Source organism: Streptomyces sp. CHD11 (genome assembly GCF_018638295.1).
Lineage (GTDB): Bacteria > Actinomycetota > Actinomycetes > Streptomycetales > Streptomycetaceae > Streptomyces.
In genome coordinates this window covers 1-20,266 of sequence record NZ_JABTTS010000041.1, presented here as the reverse complement: position 1 = coordinate 20,266, position 20,266 = coordinate 1, and the positions used below count along the sequence as shown (strand labels likewise).

18 protein-coding genes and 2 tRNA genes are annotated in these 20,266 nt (G+C 72.0%); 7 read left to right on the top strand and 13 right to left on the bottom strand.

Annotated elements, in window-relative coordinates:
- Positions 1-10: 10 nt before the first annotated feature.
- A complete protein-coding gene (locus HTV45_RS30985) occupies positions 11-775 on the bottom strand; it encodes a GAF and ANTAR domain-containing protein (RefSeq protein WP_215209234.1) in 765 nt (254 codons plus the stop codon).
- Positions 776-896: 121 nt separating this feature from the next.
- Between HTV45_RS30985 and HTV45_RS30980 the strand changes: the two genes are divergently transcribed.
- On the top strand, positions 897-1,262 hold the full coding sequence (locus HTV45_RS30980; RefSeq protein WP_308309795.1) for an STAS domain-containing protein: 366 nt from the start codon (positions 897-899) through the stop codon (positions 1,260-1,262).
- 9 nt (positions 1,263-1,271) lie between these two features.
- Positions 1,272-1,742, top strand: coding sequence for a PPOX class F420-dependent oxidoreductase (locus HTV45_RS30975; RefSeq protein WP_215209232.1), 471 nt, complete (start codon positions 1,272-1,274; stop codon positions 1,740-1,742).
- Between the two features lie 17 nt (positions 1,743-1,759).
- On the opposite strand, the gene HTV45_RS30970 is transcribed toward HTV45_RS30975, so the two are convergent.
- From HTV45_RS30970 to HTV45_RS30945, 6 genes are all read right to left on the bottom strand, one after another.
- Entirely contained in the window at positions 1,760-2,533 is a 774-nt protein-coding gene (locus HTV45_RS30970; protein WP_215209231.1) for a TetR/AcrR family transcriptional regulator, read from the bottom strand.
- 76 nt (positions 2,534-2,609) lie between these two features.
- Positions 2,610-4,142: an MFS transporter gene (locus tag HTV45_RS30965; RefSeq protein ID WP_215209230.1), complete on the bottom strand. Its 1,533-nt coding sequence runs from the start codon at positions 4,140-4,142 to the stop codon at positions 2,610-2,612.
- A 139-nt stretch (positions 4,143-4,281) separates the two neighbouring features.
- The gene (locus HTV45_RS30960) at positions 4,282-5,034 is read right to left on the bottom strand and encodes a response regulator transcription factor (protein ID WP_215209229.1); all 753 of its coding nucleotides are present in this window, start codon (positions 5,032-5,034) and stop codon (positions 4,282-4,284) included.
- 261 nt (positions 5,035-5,295) lie between these two features.
- Entirely contained in the window at positions 5,296-6,201 is a 906-nt protein-coding gene (locus HTV45_RS30955) for an amidohydrolase family protein (protein ID WP_215209228.1), read from the bottom strand.
- 44 nt (positions 6,202-6,245) lie between these two features.
- Positions 6,246-7,118, bottom strand: a complete 873-nt coding sequence (locus tag HTV45_RS30950; protein ID WP_215209227.1) for a DUF2797 domain-containing protein — start codon at positions 7,116-7,118, stop codon at positions 6,246-6,248.
- Between the two features lie 49 nt (positions 7,119-7,167).
- Entirely contained in the window at positions 7,168-7,569 is a 402-nt protein-coding gene (locus HTV45_RS30945) for an HGxxPAAW family protein (protein ID WP_215209226.1), read from the bottom strand.
- A gap of 103 nt (positions 7,570-7,672) precedes the next feature.
- On the opposite strand from HTV45_RS30945, the gene HTV45_RS30940 reads away from it, so the two are divergent.
- The 4 genes from HTV45_RS30940 to HTV45_RS30925 all read left to right on the top strand — a co-directional run bounded on the left by HTV45_RS30940 (position 7,673) and on the right by HTV45_RS30925 (position 10,769).
- Entirely contained in the window at positions 7,673-8,149 is a 477-nt protein-coding gene (locus HTV45_RS30940; RefSeq protein ID WP_215209225.1) for a MarR family winged helix-turn-helix transcriptional regulator, read from the top strand.
- A 93-nt stretch (positions 8,150-8,242) separates the two neighbouring features.
- On the top strand, positions 8,243-8,674 hold the full coding sequence (locus HTV45_RS30935; RefSeq protein ID WP_215209224.1) for a hypothetical protein: 432 nt from the start codon (positions 8,243-8,245) through the stop codon (positions 8,672-8,674).
- A gap of 44 nt (positions 8,675-8,718) precedes the next feature.
- Positions 8,719-9,207, top strand: coding sequence for a potassium channel family protein (locus tag HTV45_RS30930; RefSeq protein ID WP_251693177.1), 489 nt, complete (start codon positions 8,719-8,721; stop codon positions 9,205-9,207).
- 173 nt (positions 9,208-9,380) lie between these two features.
- On the top strand, positions 9,381-10,769 hold the full coding sequence (locus tag HTV45_RS30925; protein ID WP_215209222.1) for an FAD-binding oxidoreductase: 1,389 nt from the start codon (positions 9,381-9,383) through the stop codon (positions 10,767-10,769).
- A gap of 107 nt (positions 10,770-10,876) precedes the next feature.
- On the opposite strand, the gene HTV45_RS30920 is transcribed toward HTV45_RS30925, so the two are convergent.
- The 4 genes from HTV45_RS30920 to HTV45_RS30905 form a co-directional block, all read right to left on the bottom strand.
- Positions 10,877-11,269, bottom strand: coding sequence for a hypothetical protein (locus tag HTV45_RS30920; protein ID WP_251693170.1), 393 nt, complete (start codon positions 11,267-11,269; stop codon positions 10,877-10,879).
- A 28-nt stretch (positions 11,270-11,297) separates the two neighbouring features.
- Positions 11,298-11,897, bottom strand: a complete 600-nt coding sequence (locus HTV45_RS30915; RefSeq protein WP_215209221.1) for a hypothetical protein — start codon at positions 11,895-11,897, stop codon at positions 11,298-11,300.
- 338 nt (positions 11,898-12,235) lie between these two features.
- Positions 12,236-12,308, bottom strand: a tRNA-Arg gene (locus HTV45_RS30910).
- A gap of 187 nt (positions 12,309-12,495) precedes the next feature.
- Positions 12,496-12,586: transfer RNA gene (locus tag HTV45_RS30905), tRNA-Ser, on the bottom strand.
- A gap of 584 nt (positions 12,587-13,170) precedes the next feature.
- On the opposite strand from HTV45_RS30905, the gene HTV45_RS30900 reads away from it, so the two are divergent.
- Positions 13,171-17,412 carry a PAS domain-containing protein gene (locus tag HTV45_RS30900; RefSeq protein ID WP_215209220.1) on the top strand — a complete coding sequence of 1,414 codons (4,242 nt, stop codon included), beginning with the start codon at positions 13,171-13,173 and terminating at the stop codon, positions 17,410-17,412.
- 92 nt (positions 17,413-17,504) lie between these two features.
- Here HTV45_RS30900 and HTV45_RS30895 read toward each other — a convergent pair whose 3' ends face one another.
- Positions 17,505-19,148 carry a long-chain fatty acid--CoA ligase gene (locus tag HTV45_RS30895; protein ID WP_215209249.1) on the bottom strand — a complete coding sequence of 548 codons (1,644 nt, stop codon included), beginning with the start codon at positions 19,146-19,148 and terminating at the stop codon, positions 17,505-17,507.
- A 146-nt stretch (positions 19,149-19,294) separates the two neighbouring features.
- A complete protein-coding gene (locus HTV45_RS30890; protein WP_215209219.1) occupies positions 19,295-19,852 on the bottom strand; it encodes a SigE family RNA polymerase sigma factor in 558 nt (185 codons plus the stop codon).
- Between the last annotated feature and the right edge of the window lie 414 nt (positions 19,853-20,266).

Sequence of the window (20,266 nt, the reverse complement as noted above, 5' to 3'; positions counted from 1 at the left end):
TGCGCAGCCGTCAGGGTCCGCTGTGGACGTCGACGATACGGCGGGCCAGGTCGCGCAGTTTCACGTTCTCCCGCTGCGAGGCCCGTACCAGGCTGTCGAAGGCGCCGGCCGCGTCGATGCCCAGGCGCTCCATGAGGATGCCGGTGGCCTGGCCTATCAGGTCCCGGGTGCGCATGGCCTCGGTGAGCTGCTCGCGCACGGTGGCGGAGTCCAGGGCGATACCGACGTGCGCGGTGAACAGCCGCCCGATCCGCAGCGCCTCCTCGTCGAAGGCGCGCGGCTTGCGGGCGTACGCGGTGAGCACGGTCAGCCGGCGCCGGTCGGCCCGCAGACGCAGCGACAGCACGGACCGCAGGCCCATCCCGGCGAGAGGGTCCGCCTCCCCGGCGCCCTCACTGTCCTCGACCGTGACCGCCGGAGCGGTCCACAGAGGGTGCCAGTACGGCTGCTTCCCCACCAGGGGGTGACGGTCCTCGGCGGCGCGCACCACCTCGTCCGTCCAGGCGAGCGTCTGCCGGCGGTTGTCGCGCTCCATGACGGAGATGCCCGCGTGGTCGGCGCCGGGCAGCAGTTCCACGGCGAGCCGGACGGCTGCGTCCAGGGTGCTGTCCGGGCTGGACGTCTCGTGCAGGCGGCACGCCGCGGCCGTCAGCGCTTCCGCCAGATCGGGATCGGCGGGGAATCGGGGCAGATCGGAAAACCGGGACGCAGTCACCACGAACCTCTTCGGCGAGCACGACCGGACAGGCGTGCGCAGGAGAGCTCCGCAGCACATTCCCGACTGCGAGCACAGGACGTACGCAATTTTAGCCGCTTCCGGTGATGCTCTCCGACGTGGTGAAATGAGGGCGGGTCAGGAAGCGGCCTTGCCGAGATTCCGAACGCACGTCTGCCAGGTGACCGCAGTGACCTTCCTCCCGAACCGCTCCCGGACCTACGAACCGTCCGAGCGTGTGCTCTTCCCCTTACCCACGGAGATCGACTTCTCCAACGCGGACGGGCTGCTCCCGCTGATCATGGCCCAGGCCCGTCCCCGCGCCGGCCGGCCGCCCCGGCTCGTGGTCCTCGATCTCACCGCGACACGGTTCATGGACTCCCAGGGCGTCCGCCTCATCAACGGCGTCCGCCGGCTGCTGGAACCCGGGACCCGGGTGTACGTGGTGGCCCGTCCGGAGAGTCTGGCGGGCCGCGTACTGGAACTGACCGGCCTGCGCCGCGACATCCCCGTGTACGACAACCTCCCCGAGGCGATGGCCGCCTAGTCTGACGCCATGGCACCGAACATCGCTACGAACACCCGTGTCTCCCTGGCCGGGTTGCTGGACTTCGTCCGGCCCCGGCACCGGGCTGTCCTGCTCACCCGACGGGCCGACGGCGCTCCCCAGGGCTCGCCGCTGACCTGCGGGGTCGACGACTCGGGGCGGATCGTGATGTCCACCTATCCCGAGCGGGCCAAGACGCGGAACGCCAAGAGGGACACCCGGGTGAGCCTGATCGTCCTGAGCGACGAGTGGAACGGACCCTGGGTGCAGATCGACGGCACCGCGGAGGTGGTGGACTCGCCCGAGTCCGTGGAACCGCTGGTGGAGTACTACCGGAACATCGCCGGTGAGCATCCCGACTGGGACGAGTACCGGACCGCGATGGCCGAGCAGGGCAAGTCGATCATCCGGGTCACGCCGGAGCGCTGGGGTCCGGTGGCGACCGGGGGGTTCCCGGCACGGCTCGCCGAGAAGGAGTAGGCCCCCGGCGGCGCTGCTCAGTCCCGGCCGCGGGCCACCATCACCTCGATGCCGGCCACCAACAGGTCCAGGGCGAAGGCGAAGTCGCGTTCCAGCATCTCCTCGACCGTGTCACCGCCGCGGGCCGCCATGATCCTCGCCGACTCCTCGATCACCCCGGAGGCGTCCGGTGACTGCCGCGCCTCGTGCAGGGCGTGCCGGTGGTACGCGTCGGGGGTCATGCCGGTCGCGGCGACCCGGGCGTGGAAGTGGCCCTCGATCGTGCCGTAGCCGTACACGAACTGGAAGACGGCCGCGATGGCCCCGGTCACCCCGTGGGCCGGCAGTCCGGTCCTGCGGATGACCTGCTGGACCACCCGGGAGAACTCCATCGCGTTGGGCCCGATGTTGAGGAACCGGCCGGCCAGCGGTGACAGCCAGGGGTGGCGCACCAGCAGGACGCGGTACTCGCGGGCCAGGGCGCGCAGCTGGTCGCGCCAGTCCTCGTCGGTGGCCGGGTCGGGCAGCCTCAGCTCGCCGAAGGTGCGGTCCAGGGCGAGTTCGAGGAGGTCGTCCTTGGTGTCGACGTACCAGTAGACGGACATCGCCGTCACCTCGAGCTCGGCGGCGAGCCGGCGCATGGAGAACCGGGACGGGCCCTCCGCGTCCAGCAGCCGCACGGTGACCTCGGTGATCCTCTCCCGGTCCAGCCCCGACGGATGTCCGCCGCCCCGCCCGCCGCGACGCGTTCTGTCCTCCAGCCAGACACTGGTCCGCGGTACCTCTTCGGACCGCTGGTCTGCCCTCACCATGGCGCACCTTCCTCGACGTGCCGACTGCCGGTCCGTGCCGGGCGCCCGGGTCCGGGTCGCGCGGCCGGTCCGGCCCTCAGGCCTTCTCCCGCGAGTCTGCCCGGTCCGCCCGGCGCAGCAACGCCGCCGCGATCATTCCGCCGAGCAGCACAGCCACCGACCCCACCAGCAGACTCGTCTCCAGCCCGGCGGAGAACGCGTCGGTGATCCGCTCCCGTTCGCCGTCCGAGCCGGCCTCGGCCATCGCCGCCGGGAGCGAGGTCGCCGTCACCGGGATCAGGGAGGCGAACCGTGCGCCCAGCACCGCGCCCAGCACGGCCACCCCGAGCCCGGTGCCGAACTCGGCCAGGGTGCCGTTGATCCCGGCGCCGACGCCCGCCCGCTCCCGGGGTATGGAACTCATCACCGCGTGTGCCATCACCGGACTGCCGATCGCCGTACCCGCACCGATCATCACCAGGCCGAGCAGCGTACCGGCGTACCCGTGCCCGGTGAGCGTGGCGATCGACACCAGCCCGCCCGCCATCAGCGTCATACCGACGGCGATGGAGAGCGGGGTGCCCATCCTCGCCGCCCAGCGGGTCCCGACCCCCGTGAAGTTGAGGGCCACCACGGTCATCGCCATCGGCGCGGTGCGCAGTCCCGCCTCCAGGGGGCCGTAGCCGAGGACGAACTGCAGATACTGGGTGAGCAGGAACAGCGCGCCGCCCATGCCGAAGGTGATCAGTACCAGACCGCCGACCGAGCCCGTGAACCGGCGGTTGCGGAAGAAGCGCAGGTCGAGCATCGGGTACGGGATCCGGTTCTCCCAGTACGCGAAGAGCCCGAGGACCAGGGCCGCCGCCGCGGCCGTGGCCAGGACCCGGCCGGAGGTCCAGCCGTGTTCGGGGCCCGAGATGATCGCGTAGACCAGGGCCGTCATGCCGATGGTGGAGAGCACCGCGCCGACCAGGTCGGGCCGGTCGCCCTGCCGGTTCTTCGATTCGGGGACGCAGGCGGCGACGGCGGCCAGCGCGAGGACCACCACCGGCAGGTTGATCAGGAAGATCGCGCCCCACCAGAAGTGGTCGAGCATGATGCCGCCGACCAGCGGACCGGCCGCGAAGCCCAGCGAGTTGACGGCGCTCCAGATGCCGATCGCCCTGGGCTGCTCCTCGGGCGTGAAGATCTGCATCACGACGGCGAGGGTCGTGGTCAGCAGCAGCGCACCGCCCACGCCCATGCCGGCCCGCGCCGCGATCAGCTGCCCGGAGGACTGGGACAGGCCGGCCGCCAGCGACCCGACGCCGAACAGGGCCAGGCCCACGATCAGCATCTTCTTGCGGCCGTAGCGGTCGGCGGCGTTGCCGGCGCTGAGCAGCAGACCCGACTGCACCAGGGAGTAGGCGTTGATCATCCACTGGATATCGGCGGTCGACGCGTCCAGCTCCCGGGTGAGCGAGGGGATCGCCACGTTCAGGACGGTGTTGTCGAGCAGCACGGTGAGCTGGGCGAGACAGATGACCCCGAGGATCAGCCAGCGGCGGGGGTGGCCCTGGGGCGGAGGGGCAGCCTGGTCCGACGGCTCCGGGGACCGGTCGGAGGCATGCTCCTGGGAGGACATCGTCATGCTGTACACCGTAGAACAACTGTCATACAGCGTACAGTTCGGGTGGCGGCGGACGACGGTCAGCTGCCGGGCGTCCGCCGGGAGAGGCCGTGGCAGGTGACCGTGCAGGCCACGCGCACATTACCGCGTCCGCCCATCGTCACGTACGCGGCGACGACACCGCGGCCTTGATCAGGTACCCGGCACCACGGCGGGTGTGGATCATCGGCTGCCGGCCGGCGTCGATCTTCCGGCGCAGATACGAGATGTACAGCTCGACGACGTTCGCCTGCCCCCCGAAGTCGTACGACCAGACCCGGTCGAGGATCTGCGCCTTGCTGAGCACCCGCCGCGGGTTGCGCATCAGGAAGCGCAGCAGCTCGAACTCGGTGGCGGTCAGGTGGATGCCCTGCCCGCCCCGGGTGACCTCGTGACTGTCCTCGTCGAGGGTCAGGTCGCCGACGGCCAGGACCGCGTCGGAGCGGCGTTCCGCGACGCCGGAGCGGCGGATCAGCCCGCGCAGCCGGGCGACGACCTCCTCCAGGCCGAACGGCTTGGTGACGCAGTCGTCCCCGCCGGCGGTCAGACCGGCGATACGGTCCTCGATGGCGTCCTTGGCGGTCATGAACAGGATGGGCACGTCCGGCAGCTCGCGGCGCAGCCGCCCGAGGACGGACGGCCCGTCCATGTCCGGCAGCATCATGTCCAGGATCACCGCGTCGGGCCGGAACTCGCTCGCGGTGCGCAGCGCGCTCCGGCCGTCCCTCTCGCTGCGGATCTGCCACCCCTCGTACCGCAGGGCCATGGACAGCAGTTCGGTGATCGACTGCTCGTCGTCCACGACAAGCACCCGGACGGGGCTCTCGTCCGGCCTGAGCAGTTCGGTGCGCCCCCGGGGCGAGATCGTGGTCATACCGCACACGATGTACGGGCCCTCTGAGAACACCCTTTCGGCAACCTGTGTTTTCCCTGAGAAACCGCGCAGGTCCCTCCGCCGCCCCCGCCCTGCGCGGGCAGCCACGCCTCCCCCAGTGCCTTGTAGGCCGGGAGGCACCTCCGCGGGCGATTGCGGTCCCGCTCATGGGGTCTTTCCGCTCATGGGGTCCCCCGATCGAGCGGAGCCGAGAGCGGTGGAGGCACCCCGTAGGCGCCGGGCTGCGCCACATCTCTGTCCTCACCGGCCCCGCAGACCGAAGAGCGCCGCCGCGTTGTCGTGGCACACCCCCCGCAGCCACTTCTCCCCGAGCTCCAGCCGCTCCAGCGCGTGCAGCTGATGGACGTACGGATAGGGGATGTTGGGGAAGTCCGACCCGAGCAGGATCCGGTCGCCGAGGGCGGCCAGCCGGGGCAGGGACCGCCGGGGAAACGGCGCCATGCGCTCGCTGAAGTCGGTGAACGCCATCGTGGTGTCCAGCCGCACCTCCTCGTACCGCTCGGCGAGGTCCAGGAAATCCTCGTACTCGGGCATCCCGAGGTGCGCCACCACCAGCCGCAACCGGGGGTGGCGGGCCAGCACCCGGGCGACCGGCTCGGGGCCGGTGTAGTCGCCGGGCGCGGGCCCGGACCCGCAGTGGATCACCACGGGAACGCCCGCCTCGGCGAGCAGCCCCCAGGTGGCGTCGAGCGTCTCACCGGCCGGGTCGTACCCACCCACCTGCACATGTGCCTTGAAGACGCGCGCCCCGTCCTCCACGGCCTCCCGGACATATCCCTCGACTCCCGGCTCGGGGAACAGCGTCGAGGTGTGCAGGGAGTCAGGGGTGCGCCGGGCGAAACCGGCCGCCCAGTCGTTCAGCCAGCGCGCCATGCCCGGTTTGTGCGGGTAGAGCATCGCAGTGAAGGCCCGCACGCCGAACGCCCGCAGCAGCGCCGCCCGTTCGCCCTCCTCCTCCCGGTAGGTGATCGGCCATTCGACCCCGCCGGTCAGCGGCCCCAGCGCGTCGAAATAGGCCCACACCTTGTGGAGCACCCGCTCCGGCATGAAGTGCGTGTGCACGTCGATGAGGCCGGGCAGCCCGAGCCCCTCCCAGAAGCGCCGCACGTCGTCGGCTTCGGAACCGGTACCGGAGGGATCGCTCATGCCGTCACGATCACCCGTGACCCCGCCTCCGGTCCAGAGGCCCGTCAGAACAGCCCCTCCTGCGCCGTCGTCCTCTCCTTCAACGCCTTCACCGGCACCGCCACCTCCCGCCCGCCGGCCGGCACCAGCCCCCACCCCGCCAGCAGTCGGGTGTCCAGCACCACGACCCCCCGGTCCGTCAGCAGATGCAGATCAGGACCCGCGGCGGCCACCAGCTCACCGCTCACCGCGCCCCCGGCGACCAGTTCACGGACCTCCCCCACGGCGGCCGGAACCTCCGCCAGCCCGAACACCCCGACATGATCGACCGGTTCGAACGGCGCGGGGGCCAGCGACTCCGGCCAGCCGCTCAGGGCGACCGCCCGCGCGTGCAGCCCGGCGATCTCCGCCGCCCGTTCCGCACGCGTCGCCGGGAGGCCCGCCCTCACCGCCCGCTTGGCGGCGTACGGGACCCGGTCGGGTACCCGGAGGGCGGCGCGCAACAGCTCCTCGGTGCGCCGCGCCGCCATCAGCGGCCCCCCGCCCAGCCAGGTGAAGCAGACCGCCCCCTGCTCCAGCAGCCGCGCCCCGCCCCGCCGCTCCGCCGTGATCCCGACCTTGGTCATCCCCGGCCCGAACCACGCCAGGTACACGCGGTAGGGCCGCGGATCGTCCGCGAGGGTGTCGGCGGCCACCGAGTGCGCCCGGTCCAGCCGGGCGCACTCCTCGCAGCGCGCCCCCGTACTCCGCCCCGGCACCGCCGCGCCGAGCGGACACGCATGCCCCCGTGCCCCCACACATGCCCGCACACCCCCGTCCGCGACCCCGAAGGCCACCCGCTTCCCCCAGGTCAGCGCCGAGCGCCGACCGCCGTCCCACGCCAACACGGGGCCGTCGGCCGACCACCGCAGTCCTGAGCAGCGCCACGCCTGTGCCATCTCTGCCGAGACTAGAGGGCATCACTGACAACGCCTTCCGCCCGGCGGCTCAGCTCCCGGAACGCCCGGCTCCCAGTGCCTGGACACCGGCATCGCTCCGGGGCACGGGCACGGCGTTCAGGGCAGGAGCCCCGTCCGTGCCGTTCCGCACCCGCCTCCGGCCCGCCAGCAGGCACCCGACACACTCCCCATGCCCCGCGCGGGCGCCCGGGTCGCGCACCCTCCAGTCCCACTGGTCCCTCGGCCGCGGCCCCGACGCCTTGCCCCACCCGGCGAGATGCAGCGCCCAGGTGACGAGGAGCGAGACCACCACGGTCCCCGCCCCCGCGAACAGCAGCGGTCCGGACCCGGCACAGACGCCGGTGCCCAGTACGGCCGTTCCGACGATGGCGATGGCGAAACCGGTCCATCCGGCCACCGTGTGCCCGTGGTCATATGGATGCGCGCTCATGTCTGCCCCTTCGTGCAGTCGGCGTTCCCAGGACGTGATGTCTCACGTCGTAAGGAATTTACTACAGAAATCCCTCACGAGCTAAGGGAATCAGGAGTCCGGAATGCAAGCCAAGTCGCGCCCGCCCGCCACACCGGAGCAGACGCTGTGGGCGATGGACCAGCTCATCGCGACCCACCTGGTGGGCCAGCACGAGATCGCCCAGCGGGCAGGCGTGAACGTCACCGACCTGACCTGCTTCGGCTTCGTCGTCGGGGCCGGCGAGGACCTGCTCACGGCCGGCGAACTCGCAGAACGCGTCCATGTCACCACCGGTGCGATGACCGGGATCCTCAACCGTCTGGAACGCGCGGGCTACATCACCCGCCGGCCCGATCCCGCGGACCGCCGCCGGGTCCGCGTGGCGGCCCAGCCGGAGGCCCTGGCACGCACCCAGGAGATCTACGAGCCCTACTACGCCCGCGTCACCGCGCTCTTCGCCGACTACACCCCCGAGGAGATCGCCGTACTGCACGACTGGTTCACACGCGCGACGTCCCTGGCCGCGGCCTACCTGGAGGAGCACTGCCGTACCGACTGACCGGGGACGTGCGCCGAAGTGCCGGGTGCGACCGCGAGTGCCAACCTGAAGTGAGGTATCGCTCCACTCGGGGACTGGCGAAAGGCCGAGAACATGGCGAGCAATGTCAGCGGTACGCGCCACCACGGAACCGGATGGGAGGCGGAGAACCCCTGGGCCGCGGGCTGGACCGCCGCCGCGGCGTTCCTGATGGTCTTCGGCGGCATCATGGCGGTCTTCCAGGGCATCGCCGCGATCGCCGAGGACGACGTCTTCGTCTCCACCCGGAACTTCACCTACGCGTTCAGCCTGACCGGATGGGGCTGGGTCCACCTGATCCTCGGCGCGCTGGTGGTCGCCGCGGGCGCCGCCCTGTTCAAGGGAGCCACGTGGGCCCGGGTGGTGGGCGTGGCGCTCGCCGGGCTCAGCATGATCGCCAACTTCGTATGGCTCCCGTACTTCCCGGTGTGGTCGATCGTTCTCATCGTCATCGACGGCTTCATCATCTGGGCCCTGTGCGCACCCCGTCGCGAGAGCCGGGCGTAACGCGGTCCTCCACCGCCACGGCCTGGGCCGCCCTGTGGCCCTGGCTGGTCCAGGCGGCGGTGGTGACGGTGCTCGTCGCCGCCTACTTCCTTCTCCCCCTCGACCGGCTGGGGCCCAGGCGTCCGGTCCTGAGCTGGGTGCTTATCGTCGTCGCGCTGGCACTGATCGCGCTCCTGCTGCTGCGGCAGGTCGTGCGGGTACTGCTGTCGGTCCCCGACGTCCGGCCGGGCCTGGTCATCCCGCCGCTGATGTGCCTGTCCATCCTGGTCTTCGCCACCGCCTACCTGACGCTCGCCCGGAACCCCGGTGAGCTCCACGGCATCGCCACCCGCCTGGACGCCCTCTACTTCACCCTGGTCACCCTGGCCACCATCGGTTACGGCGACATCACCCCGCACGGACAGGCAGCGCGCCTGGTCGCCGTCCTGCAGATCGTCTACACCTTCGTCTTCCTCACCGCGGCGGCCACCAGCCTGAGCCGCTACCTCCGGGACACCCTCCGCCACCGTGGGCACCCGCACCGGCCCGAGTGAGCCGCCGTGTCGCGCCTCCATGTGACCGGCGTCACACTGGAGTGAGGGGGATTCCCTCCCCGGGCCTGGGCCAACGACGCACCACGGCCTTCCCGCCGGCTCCCGGTTACCGTCCGCCGCCCACGACCTTCCGGCTCCGCGATTCTTCCGAGGGGTGTCCGCTCATGAGCGGCATGGACGCAACTGCTCTCGACAGCCTGCGCACGGCCCTGCGGGGACGTGTCGTCACACCGCAGGACGCGGACTACGACGACGCCCGCAGCATCTACAACGCCATGATCGACCGGCGTCCGGCCGCCATCGTCCGGTGCACGGGCACGGCGGACGTGCGGACCACGATCGGCTTCGCCCAGGAGACGGGGGCCGACCTCGCCGTCCGCGGGGGCGGGCACAGCGGGCCGGGCCTGTGCCTGGTCGACGGCGGCCTCACCCTCGACCTGTCGCCCATGCGCTGGGTACGGGTCGACCCGGAGGCCCGGGTCGTGCAGGTCGGCGGCGGGAGTCAGCTCGGCGACCTGGATCACGAGACCCACGCCTTCGGCCTCGGCATACCGGCCGGGATCAACTCGACCACGGGGGTCGGCGGTCTCACCCTCGGCGGCGGACACGGCCATCTCACCCGTAAGTACGGGCTGACCGTCGACAGCCTGATCGGCGCGGACGTCGTCCTCGCCGACGGCAGCGTCGTCGCCGTCTCCGGGAAGGAGCACCCGGATCTGCTGTGGGCACTGCGCGGTGGCGGAGGCAACTTCGGGGTGGTCACCTCGTTCACGTTCCGGCCGCACCCGGTGGACACGGTCGGGGTGGCGGTGACCGTCTGGCCCGTCGACCGCACTCCGGAGGTGCTCCGCTGGTACCGGGAGTTCCTGCCGGCCGCGCCGGAGGACCTCAACGGGTTCTTCGCGCTGATGACCGTCCCGCCCGGCCCGCCGTTCCCGGAACCGATCCACGGCCGGAAGATGTGCGCCGTGATCTGGTGCTACACGGGCGAACCGGCGGAAGGCCGCCTCGAGGACACGCTGTCCGTGGTCAACGAACCGGCGCCGCCGGCCTTCCACTTCGCCACGCCGATGCCCTACCCCGCCCTCCAGACCATGTTCGACGAACTCGTCCCCAAGGGCCTGCAGTGGTACTGGCGCGGTGACTTCTTCGACGGCATCCCGGACGCGGCCGTCGCCGTGCACGAACGGTACGGCCACGCCCTGCCCACCGACCTGTCGACCATGCACCTGTATCCGGTGGACGGGGCGGCCCACCGGACCGCCCCCGGTGAAACGGCCTGGGCCTACCGGGACGCCGTGTGGTCCGGCGTCATCGCCGGCATCGACCCCGACCCGGCCAACGCCGACGCGGTCCGGCAGTGGTGCGTCGACTACTGGACCGACCTCCACCCCCACTCCATGGGCGGCTCGTACGTCAACTTCCTGGGCGAGTCGGAAGGACCCGAACGCGTCCGCTCCACCTACCGCGGCAACTACGACCGTCTGACGGCGGTCAAGCGCGCCTACGACCCGCACAACTTCTTCCACGCCAACCAGAACATCGCCCCGTCCGCGGCCTGAGCGCCATCCTCCCGCCCCGGGACAGGTCGTGCCCGGCCGGGCGGTCCAGGCCGGGCACGACGGTGGGTCCCTCAGGGCCGGCGCGCGGGTTCAGACCGCCGGATGTCTCACCAGCCGGTCATGATCGCGCCCAGCGCGACGGGCACCGCCACCAGGGCGACCGCCTTCCCGCCCAGCGCACGCCCGCCGGCCCCGTCCGCGAAGCGGCACACCGCGAACGCGGCGACGACACCGAGCGGGAACAGAATGGCGACCGATTCCGTCAGCCCGCTCCGCGTACCGCCGGCATACGCCGCGGCCCACGAACCGGCCAGCCCCGTCAGAACGGCGAAGAAGACCTTCCCGGCGCTGAACCAGTCGCGCTCCATCAGATCCGCCAGCTCACCGAAGCCGGCACCCGCACGGCGACGCCGCACCGCCGTCACGGCGAAGGCGACCATCAGCGCGCTCCCGGCGACCAGACAGCCCGCGCGCAGCAGGCTCGCCAACGTGTCCATCATCCCTGCCTCCGGTTCCCGTCGTGCTCACTCACCAGCAGTGCTTGATGACGCCGTCGACCCCGAGGATCGAAGCGGCCATCCCGCCGAGGCCGCCGCCCGCCTCCTCGAAAACCTCCGCGATTCCCTTCTTGAAGGTCTTCCCCGCCTTCTTCTTCGAGCGAATATTCTTGACCACCTTGGATATCCCGCCGAGCTTGTCGATGGCCTTCTTCATCTTGTAGATCTTGGCCACGGCGAACACGTTGGAGCCGATGGCCAGCAGAATTCCACGGGCACATCCGGTGGCGCTGAAGGCCCGCTGGGGTCCCCCCTTGGATTCCTTGGCGAGTTCGCCTTCCACGCGCTGCGTCAGCCACTGCCGCGCCGCCTCGTCACCTCGGCTCAGTACGTCCTCAGGGATGTCGGTGATGAGCCGCAGCGCCTTCTCGATCTCGGCGAACGCGGCCTCGTCGGCGGCGGACCCCGCCTGGACCTGGGCCGGGACAACGACGGGGGTGGACTCCGGCGCCGACTCCGACGCGTGGGCGCCGGCCGTCGTGGCGAAGACGGCCGCCGCCGCCACACCGGCCGTCACAGCCACCCGGCGCCGCACCGGAGCACCGGTACGCGCATGCAGAAAAGCAATCATGAAATTGTTCCCCCTGCTTCACATTTACTTGAACACCGAACAGCCGCCACCCTGGTCAGAGACGGCGTTCCGTCGCGGTGTTGATCTTGCATGAGAAGCGTTTCCGGAGCAACTGACTTGAGGGCTCTCTGAGGAAACGGAGACGGCGATAACCGCACAGGAAGCGACTCTTCAGCGCGCGCACTCCCCGGCCTTCGGAGCGGACAGTCGGCCCGCAGCCCGCAGCCGGTAGCGGTCACCCCTGCTCGAAAGGCGTCACGGCGCGAACCCGCGCGGACACCCTGGCCGCGCAACACCAGAGGCCCCGTGGATCACTCCACGGGGCCTCTGGTCTGCTGTGCACTCGGCAGGATTCGAACCTGCAACCTTCTGATCCGTAGTCAGATGCTCTATCCGTTAAGCTACGAGTGCTTGTCTTTTCAGTTTTCTCGCCGCTCCCGGCCTCTCGGGCCCGCTCGCGGCGACAGGAAGAACATTACATGACTGCCGCCGCCATGTGAAATCCGTTTGGTTCACCCCTTGTGAGCTGCGCGAACGCACTTCTGAGGGGGAGCGCGACGAAGCCCCGGCCGCAGGGGCCGGGGCTTCGTGGTGAGGGCGGAGGCGGAGGGATTTGAACCCTCGATGGGCTTTAAGACCCAAACCGCATTAGCAGTGCGGCGCCATAGACCGGACTAGGCGACGCCTCCTCGCACAGGTTCCTTCCGCGCGTGAGCGCGAGCGGGTCGGTGCGTGCCGATGATGACACAACCGCGTGGGCTGTCACCAATCGACGCCCACGGTACTAGGCAGGGAGCCCGCAGGGCAAAGCCCTTCCGGCCGTCGGGCCGGCGTGGCGCGACGGCCCGCGCGGTGACGCGGTGATCAGGCCATGTCCCACGCCACGCCTCAGGTCACGTCCCCGCCTCCGTCCCGGGTCCTGTGCCGGCCCGCCTCCCCCGGCACGGCGCGGGCCGCGCCGCGGGGGAAGAGCCGGATGCGCGACCGCCCGGTGGGACCGGCTCGTGCCGCTGCTGCCCGGGATGGGGAGGCGAGTCGGGGCACAGGGGACGTAAAGGTCCCGCGAAGGTTCGGGCCGTGTCGGTGCAGGCAGCCGCGGGTCCGGGGCGCACCAAGCGTCACACCGTCGTCACGTCCTGATGCGATGTCCGTCGCATCCGGCGCCGCGAGCGCCACCCCAGCCCTTAGACTCCCTCGCGTGACACGCTGCGGGCACGTTGGCAAGATGGCCGGAGCGGTCGGCACGTCGCGGTAACAGGGAGGAACGGGTCTCGTGAGCAGCAGGCCATCCCGAGGCGCTGCTCGCCTCGCAGCCATACTGGACGCGCTCCCCGACGCGCTGGTGCTGGTCAACGCCAACGGGACCGTCGTCAACGCCAACACCATCGCCCTCGAGGCCTTCGAGACCCCGGGCACGGCGCTGGTGGGACGCGGGCTGCTGGATCTGCTGCCGCAGTTCGACAGCAAACTCATCCCGGGGTCCATGCGGCGGCCCGACCACATCGACCCCCGCGCGCGCACCAAGCCGACCCGGATGACCGCCCGGCGGACCGACGGGAGCGAGTTCCCGGTCGAGGTCACCAGTGCCAACCTGGAGAGCGGACAGCAGGCGTACGACAACTACGGCGCCGGCGGTGACGAACTGCTGATGCTCGTCGTCCGCGACCTGTCCGGCACCGTCGACACCGAGGCCGAGCTGGCGCGGTCGCAGCGGCAGACCGAGATGATCCTGCGCGCCGCCTCAGAGGGCGTCGTCGGCACCGACACCGACGGGCGGATCGTCCTGGTCAACCCGGCCGCCGCCCAGATCCTGGGCTACCGGGCCGGTGAACTCGGCGGACGCGAGCTGCACACCCTCGTCCTGCACTCGCGCGCCGACGGCTCCCCCTTCCCCTACGACGAGTCCCCGCTCGCCGACACCCTGCGTTCCGGACGCAAGCACCGGGTGCGCGGGCAGGTGCTGTACGCCAAGAGCGGCGACAAGCTGCCGGTCGACCTGACGACCGCGCCGGTGCGCGACGGCGACCAGCTCGTCGGCGCCGTCATGACCTTCCTCGACCGGCGCCCCTATGACGCGCTCGCCGAGGAGAAGGAGGAGTCCGAGAAGCGTCACGCCGAGGAGCTGGAGCGGCTCGCCGAGGAGCACGGCTCCGAACTCACCGCGCTGCGCCAGAGCCACGTCGCCGAACTGGAGCGGCTGAGCGAGCGGCACACGGAGGAACTCGCCGCGAACGAGGAGCGCTACGCCGCCCTCGGTGAACGGGAGAAGGACCGCTACGAGGCCCTCGCGGCACGGCACGAGCAGCTGCTCGTCCTGCTCGGGCAGTCCCTGCGCGGCCCGCTGGACGAACTGCGCCGCGAGCTGTCCGCGCTGGCCGCCGACGACGCCGGGCAGCTGTGGCCCGAGGCCAACCAGGTGCTCCACCACCTGTCGGCGGGCTACGCCCGGATCACCACGCTCATCGACAACGTGCTCGGCTACCAGCGGCTCGACGTGGGCGCAGAACGGATCGCCCGTACGAAGGTGATGCTCGACGCCGTCGTCGCCGCCGGGGTCGACGGTGCCGTGGAGCTGATCGGCCCCGGGCGCGTGCAGTTCGCCGTGCACGCTCCGCCCATCGAGGCCGAGGTCGACCCGCGGCTGCTCGCCACCGCCCTGGCGCATCTCGTCGCGGACGTCGCGGGCGTCGACGCGACCGGCAACACGCCCCTGTCGACGGGCGGCTACCTGGACAACACCGTCGTGGTCGCGGCGGCCCAGCGCGGTGAGGTCGTACGCATCGAGGTGCGCGGACCGTACAGCGGCGGGGACCCGGTGCACGAGCCGGTCGTGCGCGGGATCGTCCGGGCGCACGGTGGTGTGCTGCAGACGCACGAGGTGCCCGGGATGAGCGGCAGCGCGTTCGTCCTCGAGGTGCCGATCGGCGGCGGGGCGGGAGCCGTGGCGGCCGTCGAGACTCCGGTTCTGGCGCTCGAGGCCGCTCCCGCCGGGCCGGCCGGTGGCGGCGGGCGGCGACGGGCGCGGCGGTCCTCCGTCGACGCCTTCCTGGACAGTGAGGTGCCCGGCGCGGACGACGGTGCGGCAGGCCCGGGTGGTGCGGCAGGTCCGGTCGGTACGGCCGGGCCCACCGGACGGCGCAGGCGCCGGGCGGCCGCCGCGGAGAAGCCCGCGCGCGCACAGCTTCCGGCGCAGGCCTCCGGTGACGCCGCCGCGGTGTCCGGCGGTACCGGGCGCCGGCGCGGCCGGCCCGCGGAGGTCGCGCCGGCCGGCGCCGAGCTCGAGGTCGCCGGGTCCGGGGTGTCCGAAGGAGCCGTGGTCACCGCCGCCGAACATGCGGCGGGTGCCGCCGCGTCGAACACCGGGCTCGGCGGGACCGTGCCGCCGCAGGGGATGCCCGACCCCTCCGGCCGGCGTGCCCGGCAGGGATCCGGCGAACAGCACGCGCTGCCGGCGGCGCTGCCCGCGCCGGCCACCGGCCTGAACGGGTCCGGCGAGGCCCCCCAGGCCGAGGTGGCCGTGCATGTGCCGGCCCAGGCGGGGCAGCCCCAGCAGCCGACGGGGCGGCGCCGGCGTGCGCTGGCCGCCGCGAGCGAGCGGGCGGCGGCGCAGGAGGCCGCGCCCCGCACCGTGTTCGCGCTGCCGCCGGTGGAGGCGGAGCAAGGTGAGCAGGGGCCGCAGGAGGAGCAGGCCGGACAGCCTGTACAGGCTGGGCAGGCTGGGCAGGCTGGGCAGGCTGGGCAGCCCGCGCCGGCCGAGGCGGGCGGGGACGTATCCGTCGCGTCCGCGGACGCTCCGGCCGACCTCGGTCGTCATGACGCCGCACCGCATGACCAGGCCGACGACCACACCCCGCCGCAGCCGCATCCCACCAGCGCGCCGACGGGCCGCCGACGACGAGCCGCCGCCCAGCCGGCGCAGGCCGCTCCGGGTGTTCCTGCCGCTCCGGCCGCCGGGGCTCCGCAGCAGTGGGGGGCGGCGCCCTCGCAGGGGATGCCCGCACCCCTGCCCACGCCCATGCCCGCCCCCGCGCAGGCACAGGCACAGGCACCGTCCGAGGCACCCGCGTCGGTACCGCTTCCCGCCGCGCAGCCGCTGCCCGCCGAGGCCGCGCCGGCGCACCATGCCCCGGCTCCGCAGCCGTGGCCCGCCGCGGGTGACGGCTCCGGCGCCGGCATGCCCGTACCGCAGCAGCCTCCGAACCCGTCGCAGCCTTCGGGCCCGTCGCAGCCGACGCCCGCCACCGGTACGCCGCTGCCGCCCGAAGACGCGTCCACGCCGGCGCAGCGTGCCGCTCAGCCGCTGCCCGAGGAGGCGACCGCGGCGCCGGTGGACCCGCACTCCACGCAGGGGCGGGCGATCAGCGTGCGGACGCTGGGAGAAGGGGTGCCGTTCAACCGGCAGGCCGCCCAGGTCCAGCAGCCGCTGCCGTCGGCCACACCGCCCCCGCACCAGCCGGGCGGCTCCGGACGCCGCCGCAAGCTCGGTACGCGTCCGGACCCGGCAGCGGCCACCGGGCAGAACGGGCGCCCGCACCCGGGAACCGAGCCCGCGCCCGCCGCCGCGCAGGCACCGGCACCGACGCTCACCCAGACGCAGTCTCAGGCGCAGCCTCAGCCGCAGCCCTCGCTCGCCGGTCAGTCGCGGCTCGCGCCGGGTACCGAGGGCTCGGGCCGCTCGTACGCCATAGGCGCGCCCGACGCGGACGCCGCGGAGGGACCCGAGCCGCTGGACGGACCGGGCGGCGCCGTCGAGGTGTCGGACACCCCGCGTCCGCAGCCGATGGACGACGAACTGCCGCCGGAACCGCTGGACAACCCGCGCCGGCTGCTGGTGTGGCCCGCGCCGGACGTCGCGACACAGCAGGCGCTGAGCGACCGCGGTTACCGTCCGGTGATCGTGCACTCGCGCGAGGAGGTCGACGCGCAGATCGCGGCCTTCCCCGCCGCGCTGTTCGTGGACCCGCTGACCGGGCCGATCACGCGTACGGCGCTGCAGTCGCTGCGCCAGGCGGCCGTGGCGGCCGAGGTACCGGTGCTGGTCACCGCCGGGCTGGGACAGGCTTCCCGCGATGCCGCGTACGGCGCCGATCCCGCCGTCCTGCTGAAGGCGCTCGCGCCGCGCGACAGCGAACAGCACCCTCCGCGCGTGCTGCTGATCGAGGAGCACGCGGAGATCGCGCTGGCGCTGACCGGGACGCTGGAGCGGCGCGGGATGCAGGTGGCGCGGGCCGCGAGCGACGCCGACGCCGTGTCACTGGCGGGGCAGTTCCGGCCCAACCTGGTGGTGATGGACCTGATGCAGGTGCAGCGCCGTCAGTCCGGGATCGTGGACTGGCTGCGGGCGAACGGACAGCTCGACCGCACCCCGCTGGTGGTCTACACGGCCGCCGTCGACCAGGCGGATCTGCCGCGGCTGGCCTCCGGCGAGACGGTGCTGTTCCTCGCGGAGCGGTCCACCAGCGCCGAGGTGCAGGACCGGATCGTCGAACTGCTCTCGCGGATCGGGACCAACTGACCGGCCTTCGCCCCTACGACGACGCGCCGGGCGGTGACCGTGGGCTTCCCCGGTCACCGCCCGGCGCACGTCGTTCCGGCCGGAGGCTTCCGTCAGATCTGCGTCACGTCCAGCGTGCCCTCGGCGTACTGCCTGCGCAGCACCTTCTTGTCGAACTTGCCGACGCTGGTCTTCGGCACCGCCTCGATCACCGTCCAGCGCTCCGGGAGCTGCCACTTGGCGATCCGGCCCTCCTCCTGGAGGAAGGCGCGCAGGGTGGTGAAGTCGGCGGTCGAGCCCTCCTTGAGGACGACCGTGGCCAGCGGGCGCTCGCCCCACCTCTCGTCCGGGACGGCGACCACGGCCGCCTCGGCGACGTCCGGGTGGGCCATCAGCGCGTTCTCCAGGTCGACCGAGGAGATCCACTCGCCGCCGGACTTGATGACGTCCTTGGCGCGGTCGGTGAGTGTGAGGAAGCCGTCGGGGGAGATCGTGCCGACGTCACCCGTCTTCAGCCAGCCGTCCTCGCTGAACTTGTCGGCGGGACGGAGCGGTTCGGCGCCGGGGCCGTTGTAGTAGGCGCCCGCGATCCACGCTCCGCGGACCTCCAGCTCACCGGCCGATTCGCCGTCCCAGGGGAGGCGTTCGCCGCCGGGGCCGGTGAGGCGGGCCTCGACGCCGGCCGGGAAGCGGCCCTGCGTCAGCCGGTAGGCGAACTCGGAGTCGGTGCCGACGGCGCTCGCCGGCGGCCGGGCGATGGTGCCGAGCGGGGAGGTCTCCGTCATGCCCCAGGCGTGGCAGACCCGCATGCCCAGCTGGTCGAACGCCTCCATCAGGGAGGGCGGACAGGCGGAGCCGCCGATGGTGACCTGGGTGAGGGAGGAGACGTCCCGCGGCTTGGCGGTCAGTTCGGCGAGCAGACCCTGCCAGATGGTGGGGACGGCGGCGGCGTGCGTCGGCCTCTCGCCCTCGATCATCTCGGCGAGCGGGGCGGGCTGCAGGAAGCGGTCCGGCATCAGCATGTTGACGCCGGTCATGAAGGTGGCGTGCGGCAGGCCCCAGGCGTTGACGTGGAACTGCGGGACCACGACCAGCGAGGTGTCCTCGTCGGTCAGGCCCATCGACTGGGCCATGTTGACCTGCATGGAGTGCAGGTAGATCGAACGGTGGCTGTAGACCACGCCCTTGGGGTCGCCGGTGGTGCCGGAGGTGTAGCACATGGCGGCTGCGGCGCGCTCGTCCAGCTCCGGCCAGTCGTAGGCGACGGGCTGTCCGGCGATCAGGTCCTCGTACTCGTGCACCCGGACGGTGGCGTCCGCCAGCGCGGAGCGGTCACCCGGACCGGAGACGACCACGTGCTCGACGGTCTTCAGGTGCGGCAGCAGCGGGGCGAGGAGGGGGATCAGCGAACCGTTGACGAGGATCACCCGGTCGGCGGCGTGCTGGACGATCCACACGAGCTGCTCGGGGGGCAGGCGGAGGTTCAGGGTGTGGAGGACGGCTCCCATGGAGGGGATCGCGAAGTACGCCTCGACATGCTCGGCGTTGTTCCACATGAGGGTCGCGACGCGTTCGTCGCCGGTGACGCCGAGGTCCTCGCGCAGGGCGTGGGCCAGCTGGGCCGCACGGGCGCCGATCTCCGCGTAGGAACGGCGCTGCGGCTCGCCCTCGCCGGTCCATGTGGTGACCTGCGATGTGCCGTGGATCGTCGACCCGTGGGTCAGGATCCTCGAGATCAACAGCGGTACGTCCTGCATGGTGCTCAGCACGGCGTCCTCCTGGGCGACATTGCCTACGCGTCGGTATGAGTTGCGCTGATTCTGCGCACATACCGCTTGGTATGTCACTAGGGGAGCGGATGATCGATCACGCGCCACCGGAGGTCTTTTTCCTCAGATTCAGCTCATTTTCTGACAAGTCCCAGCTCAGCGTCGTCGCGAAGCTTGCCGAGCGCTCTCGACACGGCGGACTTCACCGTGCCGACCGACACCCCGAGCACCTCGGCCGTCTGCACCTCGCTGAGATCCTCGTAGTACCGCAGCACGACCATCGCCCGCTGCCGCGCGGGCAGTCGCATGATCGCCCGCCACATCGCGTCGCGCAGTGCCTGCTGCTCGGCCGGGTCGTCGCCGGACACCGGATCGGGCTCGGGCATCTCCTCGCAGGCGAACTCGTCGACCTTGCGCTTGCGCCACTGCGAGGTGCGCGTGTTGAGCAGCGCCCTGCGTACGTAGCCGTCGAGCGCGCGGTGGTCCTCTATACGCTCCCAGGCGACATACGTCTTGGCGAGCGCGGTCTGCAGCAGGTCCTCCGCGTCGCTCGGATTCCCGGTCAGCGACCGGGCGGTACGCAGGAGCACCGGCTGGCGGGCCCTCATGTACGACGAGAACGACGGGTACCGGGCGGCCTGCCTCGATGGGGCAGCCGCGTGCGAAGCGCTGGAGCAGACGAGTGTGGTCATGTCTCAACGCTATGAGCGGGCCCCGTCCGGCGGATCGGCCGCAGGTCCCGAAGCCGGGTCCCCCTCAGGTTGTAGGGGTGGGGCCTGCCACACCTCCTACAGGTGGACGAGCGGATGAGGGGTACTGCGGGTCGACCCCTGAGGAGAGGCCGCGTGGTGCGGCCGGCGCTGGGGTGCGTGGTGCGGGCGGCACTGTGGCGCATGGTGCGGCCGGCGCTGAGGCGCATGGTGGTCGGCCCCCACGGGCCACCGCGCGGTACGGCCTTCACGGCCGGTCACCGGGTGTCGCGTGGGCGGCGTGGGCCGCGCCGGCGGTACCGCGACGGACGGCGGGGCCTCCGAGCACGCCTGGGCGGCGGTACCGCCCCCCGGTGAAGATGGCTGCGGGCGGCGTCGGAGCGGCCGAGGCGGGCG

Excerpts from the sequence above, each read along its gene's own strand:
- HTV45_RS30915 (WP_215209221.1), bottom strand. The coding sequence starts at position 11,897 with ATGATTGCTTTTCTGCATGCGCGTACCGGTGCTCCGGTGCGGCGCCGG.
- HTV45_RS30935 (WP_215209224.1), top strand. The coding sequence starts at position 8,243 with ATGGCGAGCAATGTCAGCGGTACGCGCCACCACGGAACCGGATGGGAG.
- HTV45_RS30970 (WP_215209231.1), bottom strand. The coding sequence starts at position 2,533 with ATGGTGAGGGCAGACCAGCGGTCCGAAGAGGTACCGCGGACCAGTGTC.
- HTV45_RS30940 (WP_215209225.1), top strand. The coding sequence starts at position 7,673 with ATGCAAGCCAAGTCGCGCCCGCCCGCCACACCGGAGCAGACGCTGTGG.
- HTV45_RS30975 (WP_215209232.1), top strand. The coding sequence starts at position 1,272 with ATGGCACCGAACATCGCTACGAACACCCGTGTCTCCCTGGCCGGGTTG.
- HTV45_RS30945 (WP_215209226.1), bottom strand. The coding sequence starts at position 7,569 with ATGAGCGCGCATCCATATGACCACGGGCACACGGTGGCCGGATGGACC.
- HTV45_RS30950 (WP_215209227.1), bottom strand. The coding sequence starts at position 7,118 with ATGGCACAGGCGTGGCGCTGCTCAGGACTGCGGTGGTCGGCCGACGGC.
- HTV45_RS30895 (WP_215209249.1), bottom strand. The coding sequence starts at position 19,148 with ATGCAGGACGTACCGCTGTTGATCTCGAGGATCCTGACCCACGGGTCG.
- HTV45_RS30920 (WP_251693170.1), bottom strand. The coding sequence starts at position 11,269 with ATGATGGACACGTTGGCGAGCCTGCTGCGCGCGGGCTGTCTGGTCGCC.
- HTV45_RS30955 (WP_215209228.1), bottom strand. The coding sequence starts at position 6,201 with ATGAGCGATCCCTCCGGTACCGGTTCCGAAGCCGACGACGTGCGGCGC.
- HTV45_RS30985 (WP_215209234.1), bottom strand. The coding sequence starts at position 775 with ATGTGCTGCGGAGCTCTCCTGCGCACGCCTGTCCGGTCGTGCTCGCCG.
- HTV45_RS30925 (WP_215209222.1), top strand. The coding sequence starts at position 9,381 with ATGGACGCAACTGCTCTCGACAGCCTGCGCACGGCCCTGCGGGGACGT.
- HTV45_RS30960 (WP_215209229.1), bottom strand. The coding sequence starts at position 5,034 with ATGACCACGATCTCGCCCCGGGGGCGCACCGAACTGCTCAGGCCGGAC.
- HTV45_RS30890 (WP_215209219.1), bottom strand. The coding sequence starts at position 19,852 with ATGACCACACTCGTCTGCTCCAGCGCTTCGCACGCGGCTGCCCCATCG.
- HTV45_RS30965 (WP_215209230.1), bottom strand. The coding sequence starts at position 4,142 with ATGACGATGTCCTCCCAGGAGCATGCCTCCGACCGGTCCCCGGAGCCG.